General features: G+C 64.5%; 16 protein-coding genes. 1 reads left to right on the top strand and 15 read right to left on the bottom strand.

Annotated features, from left to right (window positions below; genetic code table 11):
* Positions 1–34: 34 nt before the first annotated feature.
* The 6 genes from RAM80_RS16785 to RAM80_RS16760 all read right to left on the bottom strand — a co-directional run bounded on the left by RAM80_RS16785 (position 35) and on the right by RAM80_RS16760 (position 6563).
* Positions 35–1126, bottom strand: coding sequence for a polyamine ABC transporter substrate-binding protein (locus RAM80_RS16785; RefSeq protein WP_416421614.1), 1092 nt, complete (start codon positions 1124–1126; stop codon positions 35–37).
* On the bottom strand, positions 1119–2168 hold the full coding sequence (locus RAM80_RS16780) for a histone deacetylase family protein (protein WP_416421613.1): 1050 nt from the start codon (positions 2166–2168) through the stop codon (positions 1119–1121). Before RAM80_RS16780 ends, RAM80_RS16785 begins: the two co-directional genes overlap by 8 nt.
* 144 nt (positions 2169–2312) lie before the next feature.
* A complete protein-coding gene (locus tag RAM80_RS16775; RefSeq protein WP_416421612.1) occupies positions 2313–3305 on the bottom strand; it encodes an AraC family transcriptional regulator in 993 nt (330 codons plus the stop codon).
* Between the two features lie 60 nt (positions 3306–3365).
* Complete coding sequence (locus tag RAM80_RS16770; protein WP_416421611.1) at positions 3366–4370, bottom strand: asparaginase; 1005 nt, start codon at positions 4368–4370, stop codon at positions 3366–3368.
* Between the two features lie 12 nt (positions 4371–4382).
* Entirely contained in the window at positions 4383–5105 is a 723-nt protein-coding gene (locus RAM80_RS16765) for an aspartate/glutamate racemase family protein (protein ID WP_416421610.1), read from the bottom strand.
* Positions 5106–5120: 15 nt separating this feature from the next.
* A complete protein-coding gene (locus tag RAM80_RS16760; RefSeq protein ID WP_416421609.1) occupies positions 5121–6563 on the bottom strand; it encodes an alanine/glycine:cation symporter family protein in 1443 nt (480 codons plus the stop codon).
* 187 nt (positions 6564–6750) lie between these two features.
* Between RAM80_RS16760 and RAM80_RS16755 the strand changes: the two genes are divergently transcribed.
* On the top strand, positions 6751–7563 hold the full coding sequence (locus RAM80_RS16755) for a helix-turn-helix domain-containing protein (protein WP_416421608.1): 813 nt from the start codon (positions 6751–6753) through the stop codon (positions 7561–7563).
* An 884-nt stretch (positions 7564–8447) separates the two neighbouring features.
* Here the strand turns inward: RAM80_RS16755 and RAM80_RS16750 are convergent.
* The 9 genes from RAM80_RS16750 to RAM80_RS16710 all read right to left on the bottom strand — a co-directional run bounded on the left by RAM80_RS16750 (position 8448) and on the right by RAM80_RS16710 (position 16325).
* Positions 8448–9677, bottom strand: a complete 1230-nt coding sequence (locus tag RAM80_RS16750; protein WP_416421607.1) for a hypothetical protein — start codon at positions 9675–9677, stop codon at positions 8448–8450.
* Positions 9678–10046: 369 nt separating this feature from the next.
* Entirely contained in the window at positions 10047–11006 is a 960-nt protein-coding gene (locus tag RAM80_RS16745) for a PDR/VanB family oxidoreductase (protein WP_416421606.1), read from the bottom strand.
* Between the two features lie 3 nt (positions 11007–11009).
* On the bottom strand, positions 11010–11447 hold the full coding sequence (locus RAM80_RS16740) for a RidA family protein (protein WP_416421605.1): 438 nt from the start codon (positions 11445–11447) through the stop codon (positions 11010–11012).
* The gene (locus RAM80_RS16735; protein ID WP_416421604.1) at positions 11444–12478 is read right to left on the bottom strand and encodes a Rieske 2Fe-2S domain-containing protein; all 1035 of its coding nucleotides are present in this window, start codon (positions 12476–12478) and stop codon (positions 11444–11446) included. The genes RAM80_RS16740 and RAM80_RS16735 overlap by 4 nt, the downstream gene beginning before the upstream one ends.
* A gap of 20 nt (positions 12479–12498) precedes the next feature.
* Positions 12499–12726, bottom strand: a complete 228-nt coding sequence (locus RAM80_RS16730; protein ID WP_416421603.1) for a recombinase-like helix-turn-helix domain-containing protein — start codon at positions 12724–12726, stop codon at positions 12499–12501.
* 1 nt (position 12727) lies between these two features.
* Positions 12728–13045 carry a hypothetical protein gene (locus RAM80_RS16725; protein WP_416421602.1) on the bottom strand — a complete coding sequence of 106 codons (318 nt, stop codon included), beginning with the start codon at positions 13043–13045 and terminating at the stop codon, positions 12728–12730.
* A complete protein-coding gene (locus tag RAM80_RS16720) occupies positions 13042–14019 on the bottom strand; it encodes a VOC family protein (RefSeq protein WP_416421601.1) in 978 nt (325 codons plus the stop codon). Before RAM80_RS16720 ends, RAM80_RS16725 begins: the two co-directional genes overlap by 4 nt.
* 11 nt (positions 14020–14030) lie before the next feature.
* Positions 14031–15512, bottom strand: a complete 1482-nt coding sequence (locus RAM80_RS16715) for an aldehyde dehydrogenase (RefSeq protein WP_416421600.1) — start codon at positions 15510–15512, stop codon at positions 14031–14033.
* A gap of 9 nt (positions 15513–15521) precedes the next feature.
* Positions 15522–16325, bottom strand: coding sequence for an aspartate dehydrogenase (locus RAM80_RS16710; RefSeq protein WP_416421599.1), 804 nt, complete (start codon positions 16323–16325; stop codon positions 15522–15524).
* Between the last annotated feature and the right edge of the window lies 1 nt (position 16326).

Here is a 16326-nt window from a genome sequence, read left to right as displayed (position 1 = left end):
CGCCGCCTGCGGCAGCTGCTACGGGGGGGTGGGGTCAGGTACCCGACTTGATCTTGGTCCATGCCCGTGTGCGCGCCCGTTCCGCGTCGTGGGGCAATGGCTTCAGCGTATACAGCTTGGCCATCATCTCGTCAGTGGGGTACAGGTTCGGGTTGGTGCGGATCGCTTCCGAGACCTTGGCAGTAGCGTCCTTGTTGGGGTTGGGGTAGCCGACGAAGTCGCTGATCGGCGCGATCACCTGGGGTTGCAGCAGGTAGTTGATGAATTTATGCGCATCCTCGGGGTTGGCCGCGCCCTTGGGGATGGCCAGCATGTCGAACCAGATCGGCGCGCCTTCCTTGGGCAGGCGCATGTCCACCACCACACCATTCTTGGCATCGCGGGCGCGGTTGGCGGCCTGGGAGAAGCTGCCCGAGTAGCCCACGGCCACGCAGATGTCGCCGTTGGCGATGTCAGCCATGTACTTGGATGAATGGAAATAGGTGATGTACGGGCGGATCTTCATCATCAGCGCCTCGGCCTTCTTGTAGTCGGCCGGGTTGCTGGAGTTGGGGTCCAGGCCCAAGTGCTGCAAGGCCAGCGGCAGAATCTCCGAGGGCGAGTCGAGCATGGCTACGCCGCACTGCTTGAGCTTCTTGATGTTGTCCTCGTTGAACAGCAGGTCCCAGCTGTCCACCGGGGCGTTGTCGCCCAGCACCTGCTTGACCTTGGCAGGGTTGAAGCCGATCAGGATGGTGCCGTACATATACGGCACGGCGTACTTGTTGCCCGGGTCATTGAGCTCCAGCAGCTTCATCAGCTTGGGGTCCAGGTGCTCGAAGTTGGTCAGCTTGCTGCGGTCCAGCGGCTGGAACACCCCGGCCTCGATCTGCTTGGCGAGGAACACGTTGGACGGCACCACCACGTCGTAGCCGGAATTGCCGGTCAGCAGCTTGGCTTCCAGGGCCTCGTTGGTGTCGAAGATGTCGTACACCAGCTTGACGTTGTCGTCCTTCTGGAAGTCCACCAGCGTCTGCGGGGTGATGTAGTCGAACCAGTTGTACACCTTCAGGGTGCGTGGCTCGTCGGCGTGGGCTGCACCACAGGCCAGGGCCAGGGCGCACAGGGCTTGCTTGAACTTATGCATGTTGGCGTTCCTTGAGGGCGCGTTCGAAACCTTCCAGCACGTTCACGGCGTTGATGCCGATCTCTTCCACGGCATAGCCGCCTTCCATCACGAACAGCGTCGGCTTGCCCAGGGCGGCGATGCGCTTGCCCATGTTCAGGTAGTCGGGGCTGTCCAGTTTGAACTGCGAAATAGGGTCATCCTTGAAGGTGTCCACGCCCAGGGACACGATGATCACGTCCGGCGCGTAGTCGTCGATGCGCTGGCAGGAGGCATCCAGGGCCGCGCCCCATACGTCCCAGGCGCTGCCAGCGGGCAACGGGTAGTTGACGTTGAACCCTTCGCCGGCGCCTTCGCCCACTTCATCGGCATAACCCAGGAAGAACGGGAATTCGAACTCCGGGTGGCCGTGGATCGAGGCGAAGAACACGTCGCTGCGCGGGTAGAAAATGGCCTGGGTGCCGTTGCCGTGGTGGTAGTCGACGTCGAGGATCGCCACGCGCTGGTGGCCCTGGTCGAGGAAGGCCTGGGCGGCGATGGCGGCGTTGTTCAGGTAGCAGTAGCCGCCCATCACGTCGCTGGCAGCGTGGTGCCCCGGTGGCCGGCACAGGGCGAAGGCGCTGTAGGCGCCGGCCTGCATGGCGGCCTGGGCGGTCAGGGCGACCTGGGCGGCGCTGTAGGCGGCTTGCCAGGTGCCGGCGGTGATCGGCGCGCCGCCGTCGAAGGAGTAGTAGCCCAGCTCGCCCAGCAGGGTGGTGGGCTTGATGGCGCGCAGGGTACGGGCCGGCCAGGTGAACGGCATGATGTCGTCCTCGCGGCCCATCTCGGTCCAGCGCTGCCAGGCACCCTGGAAGAAGTCCAGGTAGCCCTTGTCGTGAATGCGCTCGATGGGTGCGCGGCCAAAGTCCTTGGGTGCCTGCACCGGGCCCAGCTCACGGTCCTTGACCCGCTGCAGCACATGGTCGGCGCGCGAGGGCATCTCGAAGCAGGGCATCAGTTGCCCGTCGATCAGCTCGCAGCGGCCGTGGTGCAGGTGGTGGTCGTCCGAATAAATCGTCAGCATTTTCTTGTTCTCCGGTGGCTGAATCAGGGCTCCATTCTTGATGTGCCAACGGTGAATCGGGAACGTCGGGAACGGCCAAAAGGGGATCGATATGGCCAAGCGTGCTGACCGGATTTCGCCCCCGTTTGACGCCCGGCGCACCAATCAGGCGCGGAAATGGCTCGGCGCCACGCCGCTCCAGCGTACGAATGCATGGCGGAAACTGGCGGTTTCGCTGAAGCCCAGGGTCTCGGCAATGCGGTAGATGGGGACCTGCTTGTCGGCCAGCAGGTGCTTGGCGCGCTCGAAGCGCAGTTGGTCGAGTAGGTCCTGGTAGCTGCTGCCCACGTCGCTGAGGTGGCGGCGCAGGGTGCGCGCCGAGCAGTTCATCTGCCGCGCCAGGCCGTCCAGGCCAGGTGCATCGGCCAGCTGCGCTTCAAGCAGTTGGCGAATGCGCCCCAGCCAGGCCTGGCGCCCGGTGAACTCCAGGTTCTGCACGCGGCAGCGCTCGGCCATGGCGCGGTGGGTGACCGGGTCGGCCAGGGGCAGTGGCTGGTCCAGCCAGGCCTTGTCGAAGGCAAAGGCATGGTCGCAGGCCTCGAAATGCATCGGGCAATCGAAGGTCTCGGCATAGCCGTGGTGGTAGCGGGGGGCGGGATGGGCAAAGCGCGCGGCCAGCAAGGGCAGGGGGTGGCCCAGCAGGTCGTCGCAGATCACCTTCAAGGACGTCATGCACAGCTCGGCGTTGAATACCGCCAGGGCGGGGCTGTCGGTGTAATGGCTGGCGCTGAACCAGATGCGCTCGCCATCGCCCTTGAGTTGCAGGTGGAAAAGTGTTCCCAGCAGTGCCGGATATTGCAGCGCCAGACGCAGGGCGTCACCGAAAGTGGCACTGGACAGCAGGGCGTAGCCGAGCATGCCGTAGGCGGAAACGTGCATGCGCCGGCCCAGTTCCAGGCCGATTTCCTCGCGCAGGGCCACGGCATTGGCGCACACCTGCATTTCCTGGCTGGTGGTGATGCGTGGGTCGGCGCGGCTCAGGTCGGCGGGGCTGATGCCGCTGCCTGCCAGCAGCGCTTCGCTGCTCAGGCCTTCGGATTTGAAGGTGTTGAGCACCAGCGAGACGGCGTTGAGGGTGGTGAGGTGGGAATGGAGCATGCTCGATATCCGACGGGAACCTGGCGGATACCGAGCAAGGAGCGTGCCTCTCGTTACCGGCTAGGCTAACTCACCACACAAATCCAGCTCCACCAGGCGGCGCACCTCGGCCACCGGCAGGCCAGCGCCGAGCAACGCATGCAGCTTGCCGAACGCCGCTTCGCGGGTCATGCCGCCACCGGCCAGCACGCCGGCGGTACGCAGGCCGCTGCCGGCCTCGTAGACGTCGAACTCCACGCCGCCTTCGTGGCACTGGGTCACGGCCACGATGACCACGCCGTTGGCCTGGGCGGCCTGCAGCGCGGCAATGAAGCCGGGGTTATCGCACGGGCCGGTGCCGCTGCCGTAGCACTCCAGCACCACGCCCTGCACGCCGCTGGCCAGCACCGCGTTCAGCGGCTCAGCGCCGAAGCCGGGGAACAGCGGCAGCACCGCTACCTTGGCCAGGGCTTTGGGCTGGTGGTAGCCCAGGGCTGCTGGCAGTTGCCCGGCCGCGGCCACGCCACCACGGCGCTTGAGGGCGGCGAAGGGGTTGCGGCCGAAGCTGCGGATTTTCGCGCAGCGGGTCGGCGCCAGCAGCTCGCCGTGGAAATACAGCTGCACGCCGGCTGGCAGGCCCTGCCCCAGGGCCAGCAGGGCGCCGTTGATGTTTTCCCAGGCGTCGCTGTCCGGCACACCGGCGGGCAGCATGGAACCGGTGAACAGCACGGGCGCCGGCAGGCCCAGCAGCTGGAAGCTCATGGCCGCCGCGCTGTAGGCCAGGGTGTCGGTGCCATGCAGCACCAGCACCGCGTCGCAGCCATCCGCTTCCACGGCCTGGACCACGGCTTCACGCAGGCGCTGCCAGTAGTCGGGGGTCATGTTGGCGCTGTCGATCAGCGGCAGCAGCTCGCGGAAGCGCCAGGCCGGGATGGCCAGCTCGGGGTGGCCGGCCAGTTGCTCGCGCAGGCGCTGTTCGAAGCCCGAGGCAGGCGCCAGGCCGTTGGCCGTGGCCTGCATGCCGATGGTGCCACCGGTGTAGAGCACCATCACTTGACGGGCGGGTACTGCATGGGGCGAATTCATGTGCCCGTTCTCCTAGCGAATGAGGCTGTGGTCGAGCATGGCTTCGGCCACCAGCTGGGTGACATCGACCAGTTGCTTGTCGGTGTCGATATCGGCGATCAGGGGCAGCTCGGTGCACGCCAGCAACACCGTGTCCGACTCAATGCTGTCCAGCAGCCGGACGAAACGCGGTCGCAGCTCGGGGTGCTTGGGCCCCAGCGCCTTGATGTCGTAGATCAGTTGATGCAAGGCCTGGGCCTGCACCGGTTCGAACGCCACGTGCTGGCGCAGCGAGCGGTACGGCGACCACTCGCCCAACTCGGTCACCGGGCGCGCGCCCAGCAGGCACACGCGGGTCAGGCCGCGGCTGCGCAGGTAGTGTTCGAGCACGTCGCAGAACGAGACGAACACACTACGCAGGTTCAGCTCGCGAATGCGCTCGGCAAATAGGTTCAAGGTGTTACAGGCAATGGCGAAGGCAGCGACGGTGCCGTCCAGGGCCAGGACGTCCTGGCGCAGGGCGTTCCACACTTGCTGTTCGGTCTTCTGCAATTCCATGGACAACCCCAGTTCGGGGTCGGAGATGATCGACACCGCGGGGGCATCGAGGTCGCCGCGAAACGCCTGGCCCAGGCGGCGACGGTTTTCTTCCAGCAGCTTGGCCCACATGTCCATCCCGGCTTCTGGCCCAGAGCCGGTGATGATCCCGAGCCTGGGCCGGGCGACATAGTCGCCCGGGGCCAGGTGGGTGGGCATGAATGCCCCGGCCATTTAGCGTTGTGCCTGGGCCAGGTTCACAGCCTTGTCGGCTTCGGTGCCGGCAGTCACGGCTGGCCACGACTTGGCGTCGATGTCCAGGTCCGGGAACTGGCTGGCGTCGAACACCGGGGTGTTGATGCCGGCCTTGCGCTGGGCATCGTAGTCTGCCAGCAGGCGCAAGCCGATGTTGAACAGCATGGCCAGGGCGATCAGGTTGACGAACGCCAGCATGGTCATGGTGATGTCGGCGAAGGCGAACACGGTGCTCAGGTCTTCGACCGCGCCCCACACGATCAGCGCCAGTACCAGGGCACGGTAGCCGATCAGCGCCTTGCGGTTTTCACCGACCAGGAAGCGCAGGCTGTTCTCGCCCAGGTAGTAGTTGTAGAGGATCGAGGTGAACACGAACAGCGCCAGTGCCACGCTGATGAACATGCGGCCCCAGTCACCGACCACGGCGGCCAGCGAGTTCTGGGTCAGGGCAATGCCGTCACCTTCGAAGCCCGGGGTGTAGAAGCCCGACAGCAGGATCAGCAAGGCGGTGCAGGTGCAGATCACGAAGGTGTCCAGGAACACGCTGAACGCCTGGACCACGCCCTGGGCAACCGGGTGCTCGACCTGGGCCACGGCGGCCACGTTCGGGGCGCTGCCCAGGCCGGCTTCGTTGGCGAACACGCCGCGCTTCACACCCATCACAATGGCGCTACCCACCAGGCCACCGAAGGCCTGGTCAAGGCCGAAGGCGCTCTTGACGATGGTTTCCAGCATGGCTGGCACGTGCTCGAACTGCAGGCCGATCACGTACAGGGTCACGCCGATGTACACCAGGGTCTTCACCGGTACCAGCAGGTCAGCCACCTTGGCGATACGCTTGATGCCGCCCACGAACACCAGGCCCAGCAGCACGGCCAGGGCGATGCCGGTCTTGTGCACGTCGAGGCCGAAGGCGTTGTTCAGCGAGTGGGTCACGGCGTGCGATTGCAGGCCGTTGAAGGCGAAGCCGAAGGTCACCAGCAGCAGGATAGCCATCAGCATGCCCAGCTTGCGCTTGCCCAGGCCGTGCTGGATGTAATACGAAGGACCGCCGCGGAACTGGCCCTCGGAGTCGCAACGTTTGTACAGCTGACCCAGGGTGCACTCGAAGAAGCTGCTGGACATGCCCACCAGCGCGGTGACCCACATCCAGAACACGGCGCCAGGGCCACCCAGGGTCACGGCAATGCCGACGCCGGCGATGTTGCCCGCGCCCACGCGGCCAGCCAGGCTGAGCATCAGCGCCTGGAACGAACTCAGCTGGTCCGAGCTGCTCTTGAGGCTGTCACGGAACACCGCGAACATGTGGAAGAAGTGTCGAAGCTGGACGAAACGCGAGCGGATCGTGAAATAGCTGCCGAGGCCGACAATAAGCACGATCAGTACTTTGCCCGAGAGGAAGTCGTTGATGACTTCAAGCATGGAGTAATCCTCGCTGTTTTTTTTTTGATGGCGAATTTGACTGGTCCGGGTGCAACACGCCGCACCCAGTTACCGGGGCGCAAATGGTTGGCGATTGACCCGTGCGGAGCAATTTCGCGGGTTGATGGAAAATGACGCTACTTGATGCTACCTTCGCGCTCCTTGGCGCCATATCGACGAGCTGCACATGCGTGAATATCTCCCGGCGAACCTGCAGTTGCTGTGTCGGCACTATCCGTCCATTGCCGAGGTGTGCCGGCGGCTGGACATCAACCGTGCGCAGTTCAACAAGTACCTGAGTGGCCAGAGCCTGCCGACGCCCTACAACCTCAAGCGCATCTGCGACTTTTTCGGGGTCGAGGAATACGAGATCGGCCTGCCGGCCGAGCAATTCACGCGTCTGATCGGCGTGCGTCACCGCCACACCGTGGAACAGCCGGAAATGACCGGGCCGCAACGGGCCCTGGAGCATCTGCGCCAGCGTTCATCCCCGGACCTGGCGGCCCACCTGGGCTATTACTACGAGTACTACCACTCGATGTCGGTTCCGGGGCACATCCTGTGCTCGCTGGTACACGTGCACGAAGAGGGCGGGCACTATACCTATGAGCGCAGCGAACGTCTGCAAACGCCGGGTATCAAGGGTGAAGAATACGAGCGCTACCGCTACCTGGGGGTGGCCTATAGCCTGCAAAACCGGCTGTTCTTCGTCGATTACGAATCGCTGACCTCGAATGAAATCTGCCAGACGGTGCTCATCCCCAGCTACAAGGCGCGCATCAAGCGCCTCAATGGCCTGAAGATCGGCGTGTCTTCCGCCGACCACCGCGCCCCGGCCTGCACCCGGGTGGTGTGGGAATTCCTGGGCAAGGACATCAACCGCGTCGACGCCTACCGCCGCGTGCGCTTGTACAAGCCCGACGACCCCGAAATCGACACCGACCTGCGCGAACGCCTGGCGCAGACGCAGGTGGTGGATGGGTTGTTCCAGATCGGGTGAGCATGCCCCCGTAGCAGCTGCCGAAGGCTGCGTCCGGCGGCAGTCCTGTGTTGCCCCGGGACGCGGCCTGGGGCCGCTGCTACAGCGGGGTTGTGCGCAGGGTTTCACGTAGCCGCTGCCGCCAGGCTGCGCTGGCCCCTGAGTGCACTGGAGATCTCCAGCGAGGGTGAAGGCCTGCGCAGCCTGCGGCAGCGGCTACAGAGACACGTAGCAGCTGCCGAAGGCTGCGTCCGGCGGCAGTCCTGTGTTGCCCCGGGACGCGGCCTGGGGCCGCTGCTACAGCGGGGTTGTGCGCAGGGTTTCGCGTAGCCGCTGCCGCCAGGCTGCGCTGGCCCCTGAGTGCAGTGGAGATCTCCAGCGAGGGTGAAGGCCTGCGCAGCCTGCGGCAGCGGCTACAGAGACACGTAGCAGCTGCCGAAGGCTGCGTCCGGCGGCAGTCCTGTGTTGCCCCGGGACGCGGCCTGGGGCCGCTGCTACAGCGGGGTTGTGCGCAGGGTTTCACGTAGCCGCTGCCGCCAGGCTGCGCTGGCCCCTGAGTGCACTGGAGATCTCCAGCGAGGGTGAAGGCCTGCGCAGCCTGCGGCAGCGGCTACAGAGACACGTAGCAGCTGCCGAAGGCTGCGTCCGGCGGCAGTCCTGTGTTGCCCCGGGACGCGGCCTGGGGCCGCTGCTACAGCGGGCTTCCGCGCAGGGTTTCGCGTAGCCGCTGCCGCCAGGCTGCGCTGGCCTCTGAGTGCACTGGAGATCTTCAGCGAGGTGAAGGCCTGCGCAGCCTGCGGCAGCGGCTACAGAGACACGTAGCAGCTGCCGAAGGCTGCGTCCGGCGTGCCCCGGGACGCGGCCTGGGGCCGCTGCTACAGAGGGCTTCCGCGGGCTGCTCTACATTAAAAGTAATACCCAATGTTCACGTTGGTCCGGTAATACCACTGGTTACTCCCGCTCGATGACGTGCTGGTCCACCCCGTGCCGTTTTCTGCCCCTCCGAACGGGTTGGCGTTCTTCGCCCAGGTGAAGTCCACCCACGCCATGATCGGCATGGCGATGAACTGCGCGCCCACGGTGAACATCTGCGAGTCGTCCCAGCCGCTCTTGTCTTTCATCATGCGGCTGTAGTCGTTGTACAGCTTGATCTTCTTCAACTGCCCCAGGCTTGGCGTATAGATGTCATAACCAACGTTGAGCGAGGCGAGGGTGGCCTTGGCCGCGATCAGGTAAGCGGGCGTCAGGCCGTTGCCGCCCATCAGCACCGAGTCGTTGCTGACGCCTGTTGGGTTCTTCGGATCGTATTCGTAGCGGATGCCCTGGCCTGTCACGGTCCACGGCCCGGTGTTGAAGATGGCGTGTACACCGGCGGCCCAGTAGCTGCCGTTGTCATCGGTGGTGGCGTTGTACAGCTGCGAGGCGGCCAACGAGGCGCCGATCTCGCTGCTCCAGTCGCTGCCACTGAACGTACGCGCCACCCGCGCGTTGACCTGGTTGCGCTTCTCGTTGTCCTGGCGCGACTGGGTGATGGCCACGGCGTTGTCCTTGAGGTCGGCATAGCGGCCGATCTCCGGCGAATAACGGATATCGGACGGCAACATGCGCGGGAAGTAACCCAGTTGCAGGTCCCAGTCCTTGTCCTTGTAGCTGTACTTCAGGCCGGTGCCGGCGCTTACCCCGTAACCCATGAAAAAGGGAATGTGGTAGCTCCAGCCGAACTGTGGATAAGGTTCCAGGCCGAACGGCTTGAACGGCGCGCCCAGTTGCAGGCTGGAGTTGCTGGTGAATTTGTAGCCAACGAAACCGTGGTCCACCGAGTGCTTGCCATCGTCCTGGAACCAATAGCCCACATCGCCATACGCCTGTTTATAAGTGGCTTTCACGTCGAGGCGGAAGGTGTCGAACAGGAAGCGCCCGTTGTTCTCGGTAGTCTTCCAGTGCTCGTCGCGGTAGTTGGTGCGCAGCGCGCCGCCGATGTCCAGGCTGCTGTCGCCATCGTCACTGCGCCAGGCGATATGCGGGAACGGTTTTTTAACGTCACTGGGTACGTCGGGTGCAGCCGGGCCGGGTTCGGCGGCCAATGCGGCACAACTGCTGATAATCAAACCCAGGCCAATCACAGACTTTTTCATTGCTATCCCCAACCCTGCAAAGTTGCTGCGGTTAAAAACAATGGGCAACAGTTTTCCGTGGCTCGAATAGGCGAGCGCGGTGTTGAATCATTGAGTGGCAGGGTCCACTGTTTTAAGGGTGGAACGTTGTATTATGTGTGAACCCACGATGGATTTAGCAGGAAATGTGCCAGTGGTTTAATTACTGTTGGGGCTAAATAAAACCAAATAATTCAATGCTTTATATATAAAACAAGTTGTTTTGTGCCGCCCTTGAAACACTGCGGTATCCCGGTAACAGCGGTGTGCTTCCTTAGTGCACGGCCACCTCAATATGGGGCGCTGAGCAACGTTCATAAAAAAGCCGGCGTATTTGCCGGCTTCAGGAAGTTATATGTCCAATACCAATCGTCGGCTCTTGCAGCCCGACACGCATACCATCATCGACTTGTTGGCTGCGCGTTCCGACTTGGTCAATACACCATCTCGGTGATCAACATCACCTTCCACAACTTTGGTTTCACAGGAACCACACACGCCCTCGCGGCAGCTGTAATCAATGTCACAGCCCGCTTCCAGCAATACATCCAACAAGTTCAACCCAGGCTCCACATTCAATGTCTTGCCCGACTTGCTCAGTTCCACGCTGTAGCTGCTTTGCGCTTCCTCGCTGGCTGCGACTTCTACCGCCGCGAAGCGTTCGATGTGCGCATGTGGATAACCCAGGCTTTCGCAGGTGCGTTCAAACGCATCCAGCATCGGCGTCGGCCCGCAGCAGTAGAAGTGCGTGTCCGCCGGCTGGCCCGCCAGGTAGTGGGCCAGGTCCGGTGGCACGCCTTTCTCGTCGTTGAAGTGGTAGACCACCTTGGCGTCCAGGCCGCCCAGCGACTCGACCAGCGCCGCCTCCTGGCGTGAGCGTGCGCAGTAGATCAGCTGCGCCGACTTACCCAAAGCCAGCAGCTGGCGGAACATGCAGTAGATCGGCGTGATGCCGATGCCGCCGGCCACCAGCACGCTGTGTTTCGCGTTCAGGTCCAGGGCGAAGTTGTTGCGCGGCTGCGAGATCTTCAGCTGCATGCCCACGCGCAATTGCGCGTGCACGTATTCCGAGCCGCCGCGGCTTTTGCGGTCGCGAAGGATACCAACCACGTAGCGGCCCTGGTCGCTGGGCGAGTTGAGCAGGGAATAGCTGCGGACCAAGCCGTTGGGCAGGTGCAGATCAATGTGCGAACCGGCATCGAATGGCGCGAAAACCGTGTCGCCCCACGGGCGCAGTTCGACGCTGATGATGCCTTCGGCTTCGTAGCGCAGGGTGTGCACCAGCGCCGTGATGGTGTTGGAATTGGACATGCTTCAGCTCTCCTGCGCCGTGCGTAGGTCAACATCGAGCCGGGCACCGGCTTCGATTTCCACCACCAGTTCGGGGGACACCAGGGCGCTGGTCTCGACCAGGGTGGAGGTAGGAAAATGGGCGAAGCCTTTGAAGAAATCCCGACGCGCGCGGCCGACTTCATCCTTGTCGGCAATGGCGGTGACATACACCGTCAGCCGGTAGATGTTGCCGATGTGGCCGCCGGCGGCTTCCACCAGCGCCAGCACCTTGTTCAGCACCAGCAGGGTCTGGTCGTAGACGCCCAGGGGTTCGCCAGCCTGGGCCGCCGTGCGGGTGGCGGGGTGCCCGGTCATGCCGGACATCACCACCTCGTTGCCGATCAGCAGGGCGTTGGACCAGGTGGCGCTGGCCAGTTCGGTCAGGCTCGCCGCGCGGATACGCTGAACGGCGGCGTTCATGGCAGTTGCTTCGCTTCGATCAGTTCAAGCTGGGCCTTGGCCTGGCTCTTCAGGTAACGGCGCAGGCGCACCACGCCCAGGTCATGCTGGTAGAGGTTTTCGCGCTGGTTGGCGTCCGGCTCCATGAATTCCAGCAGCACGCGGTCCTGTTCCAGCACGGCCCAGTGGCGCGCTTCCAGGCGGTTCTTGTACAGGAAACGCCAGGTGTCACGCTGCCAGCCGGTCAGCGGACGGGCGCGCCAGTGGAACACCGCAGCCAGCGAGCGGCTGCTGGGGGTGTAGCTGCCAACGATGGTGAAGTTACCGCCCGGGCCGCCGGTTTTCGGGTACGGAATCTCCAGCCGCAGCCAATGGCAGCCATTGTCGAGGAACTCGGTCCAGTCGAAATTGACGCCGCGCTGGCCTTCCTTTTCGAAGAAGAAACCCTGGTCAGTGTCGCGGGTGACGAATTTGGCGGTGGCTTCGCCCTCGCTCATGGAGTGGGACATCTTGTGCAGGTAGGTGCCGTGCATTGGGTCCATGACGTTGTCTAGCACGTAGCGGTAGTCGCCTTTCCACTCGGTGTAGCACAGGAAGCTGCTCCACTCGGGCGAGGTCAGCTGCTCGGGCAGCACCAGTTCGGGCGGGGTGTCCAGGTGCGGGTCAGTGGCGTTGAACAGGAAGATCGCGCCCGCGGCCTCGCGGGTGTGAAACATGCGGGTAGGGCGGGCGCCTTCCAGTTTGCAGCCGGGGCTGCCGGGCACTTTGGTGACGGTGCCGTCGCAGCGCACTTCCACGCCGTGGTACGGGCACTGCAGCCGGTCACCCAGCACTGGCCCCTGGGACAGCGGCGCGCCACGGTGCGGGCAGTGGTCTTCCAGGGCGTGGACTTTGCCGTCGTTATCGCGCCACAGGGCAATCTTGTAGCCCAGGCGGCGCACCGACAGCGGCCTTTCGCCCAGCAGTTCGGAGGGCAATACCGGGAACCACAGGTCTTTCAGGCCGTTGGCCAGCAGGTTCTCAACAGGGTCAGCGGTCACGTGCATATTCATGTTCTTCTACCTCGGGCGTCTTACGCGCCCAGCCGGGCCATCAGGGTCTTGTACGCATCTTCGGTCCACTCGCCGGTGGTCAGCGGGCAGGGCGGGCCGGCGTGGTTCAAGTGCGTCAGCAGCGCAGGCAGGTCGGCGATGCCGCTGCCGTAGGCACGCTCGATGGAGTCGCCCAGCAGGTCTTCGAACTGGGTGTTGGGGCGTTTGCGCGCCTGATGGGGCTGCACGTAGGGTTCGGTGCTGCTCATGTCATTGGCCTCCGTTGCGTACCCGTTCGCGGATCATTTCGCGCACGGGTACAAAGTCGTAAGTGGCGTAGCATTCAGTGCGGAACACGCCCCAGGCGGCGCGCTCCAGCTCGACGTTGACCTTGCCCAGCAGGCTGGGCGGCAGGCGCAGGGTGACGATCTGGCCCAGGCCCATGGCCACGGTCCAGGAAACCACCTCGACACCTTCAGGCGGGAAGCTTTCCCACCAGTCCATTTTTTTCATGTGCGCCTGGATGTTTTCCAGGTTCTTCGATTGATCGTGCTTGAGCAGCACGGTCAGCAGCAGGCTCTCGCTCATCGCTGGCCACCTTCCTTGGGCTTGTCGGTGAGGAACTTGCCCTGCGGCGCCTCGACGTGTTGCTGGCGCCGGGTGTTGCCGTCGATGCCGCCGGCAATCGCCCATTCGGCGAACACCGTTGGGCCCGGTTCGAACTCCCGTGGCTGCCATTCGCCGGTCAGTTGGTCTTCGTCGGCGTAGTACTCGATCAGCGCGCCGGCCGGGTTCTTGAAGTACCAGAAGAACGCCGACGACACCGGGTGGCGGCCCGGGCCGATCTCGGTGGCCCAGCCGCTGCGCGAGATGTGCATGCCGCCGCCGAACACTTCGTGCACGTCGCGCACGGTGAAGGCCACGTGGTTCAAGCCGGCGCGCGGGGCGGGCAGCTGCAGCATGAACAGGTCGTGGTGGCCGCCTTCTTCGGCGGTGCGCAGGAAGGCGCCGCGGTTGGGGTAGCGGTCCGAGGCCTGGAAGCCGAAGCGCTCGTGGTAGAAGGTTTCGCAGGCGTTCACGTCAGTGACGAAGAACACCACGTGACCCACTTCGATCGGCGTGGCGCGCTCGTAGATCGGCGCCGGTTTGTTGATACGGCCCTTGGTCTGCCAGGTGTTGTGGCCGCTGCATTCGATGTCCAGCTCACGCTTGCGGGTGACCTGCAGGCGAATCGCCAGGCCGTTGGGGTCGGTGCAGCCAATGCGGCCGTTGCCTTCCACGAAGCCTGGGTCATTGGCGATACGCTCGCTGTACAGCGCCAGGTCGGCTTCGTTCGCCACGCCCCACACCACTTCGCGCACGGTGGAACCGGCTTCGATGGCTGGCGGCAGGCCGGGCTTGTCGATGGCAGCCAGTACCACGCGGCAGCCGTTGAGGGTTTCGAAGATCACCTCGTCAGTTTGCTCGCTGACCTTGTTCAGGCCCCAGTCGCTGAAAAAGCGCGCGCAGGTGGCCAGGTCCTCGACGCCGTAGGTGACTTCATCAATACCTAAAACGCTCATCACGCTACCTCTCAGTGGCCGTTGGCCCAGGCCAATGGTTGTTCGTTCATGCCCCAGTAGAGGCTCTTCTGTTCCATGTACTGCAAAATCCCCAGGCGGCCTTTTTCACGGCCCAGGCCGCTGTCGCGCCAGCCGCCGAAGGGCGTGGAAATGGAGAACTGCTTGTAGGTGTTGATCCACACCGTGCCCGCCTGGATCTTGCGGCCCAGGGCCCAGGCGCGTTTGTAGTCGCGGGTCCAGATACCGGCCGCCAGGGCGTACAGGCTGTCGTTGGCCTGCTCGACCAGTTCGGCTTCGTCGTCGAAGGGCATGGCCACCAGCACCGGCCCGAAGATTTCTTCCTGGCAGGTCTGCTGGCTGTTGGTCAGGCCCTCAAGGATGGTGGGCGGGAAGAAGTAGCCGTTGTCATAGATACCGCCGGTGGGGCGCTGGCCGCCCATGCGCAGGCTGCCGCCTTCGGCGAGGCCCAGGGCCACGTAGCGTTCCACCGACTCGCGGTGGCTGGCGCTGATCAGCGGGCCCATCTGCGTGCTTTCGTCCGCCGGGTCGCCCAGGCGCAGCTTGGCTGCGCCAGCCACCAGGCGTTCCATGAACGGCTCGTACAGCGAGCGCGCCACGAACAGCCGCGAACCGGCGATGCAGGCTTCGCCCGACGAACTGAAAATGCCGTACAGCACCCCGGCCACGGCGTGGTCCAGGTCGGCGTCGTCCAGCACGACGGTCGGCGACTTGCCGCCCAGTTCCAGTGACACCGGCATCATCTTGTCGGCGGCAATGTGGGCGATGTGCTTGCCGGTTCTGGTGCCGCCGGTGAACGACACGCGCTTGATCAGCGGGTGCTGGGTGAGGGCGTCACCCAGCAGCGAACCCTTGCCGGGCAGCACGCTGACCAGCCCTTTGGGCAGGCCGGCGTCTTCGCAGATCCGCGCCAGTTGCAGGGCCAGCAGCGGGGTGATTTCCGCTGGCTTGATGACTACCGCATTACCCGCTGCCAAGGCTGGCGCGACTTTCTGCGCCTCGCTGGCGATGGGCGAGTTCCACGGTGTGATGGCGGCAACGACGCCCATGGGCTCATAGACGCTCATGGTGACGAAGTCGCCGCGCGACGGCGTGATGGTTTCTTCCAGGGTTTCGCAGGCCGCTGCGAAGAACTGGAACGTGCCGGCGGCGCTGGCCACCAGCGCGCGGGTTTCACCGATGGGCTTGCCGTTGTCCTGGCGTTGCAGCTGCGCCAGTTCTTCGCTGCGCTCGCGAATAAGCGCGGCGATGCGGTACAGCACGCTGGCGCGCTCATGGGGTTTGCGCTGCGCCCAGCCGCTGTGCAGGAACGCTTCATGGGCGCCGCGCACGGCGTCTTCAACATCGTCCAGGCTGGCGGCGTTGAGCCAGGCCACCGGCTCGCCGGTGGCGGGGTAGCGGGTGGCGTAGCGTTCGCCACGGCCCAGGCGCCACTGGCCGGCGATGCAGATGGGTAAGGTCTGTTCCAAGGTCATGTTCATCCCCTAGATGGAAATCGCGTGGGCGTGGTTGCCGAGGGCGCGGACCACGCTGTACACGGTAAGGGCCGAGGTCTTCGGGTTGGCCTGCAGCGGCTTGCCGCGCAGGCTCAACTCGAAACCACCGAAGGCGCCGCGGGCTTCGAACTGGTGCACGTTCTCGTCGCTGTGCGGGTCGGCGATCAGCGTCACGTGGGTGCGGTCCAGGCCGATGCCCGCCAGCGACAGGGTGGCGGCGACGTTGGCATTCTTCGGATAAAGCTGCGCGGCTTCGCGGGCGCTACCCTGGAAAATCACCGTGGCTTCGGTGATAGCGTCCAGGTCGCAGGCCAGTTCGCCGGGCGTGTTCTTCCAGGCGCGCGCCGGCTTGCGGCCGGTGTAGTTCACCGCGTCCAGGCCGCCGACCTTGGCGGCCGACAGCGCATCGATGCCGCCGATGGCGCCGGGCAGCAGCTCGATGCGCGTCTGCCCACGCTCGGCGGCCGCTTCCAGGCGTTCCACCAGGCCCATTTCCGACAGCGCGCCCACCGACACAATCAGGCAGGCGATGCCACGCTCAAGCGCCGGCAGCACGTGTTCCTCGATGGCCCGGTGGCCGGCACACTCCACCAGCAGGTCCGGGCGCGCGTTGGCGGGCAGGGCGGTGAGCACTTGCGGCGGCTGGCTGAAACTGGCCAGGCGCTGGCGCACCAGGTCTTCGGAACCCGCCGAGGCGATGACGTGGTCAACGCACAGGGTCGGGTCCTTCTCCAGCAACTCCAGCACGCCGACGCCAATGGCGCCGCAGCCGATCATGGTGATATGCAGCATG

The organism is Pseudomonas sp. App30 (assembly GCF_047947025.1).
In the GTDB taxonomy this organism is placed as follows: Bacteria; Pseudomonadota; Gammaproteobacteria; order Pseudomonadales; family Pseudomonadaceae; genus Aquipseudomonas.
Note: the sequence above shows the minus strand (reverse complement) of the source record. Positions and strands in the feature narration are given on the sequence as shown.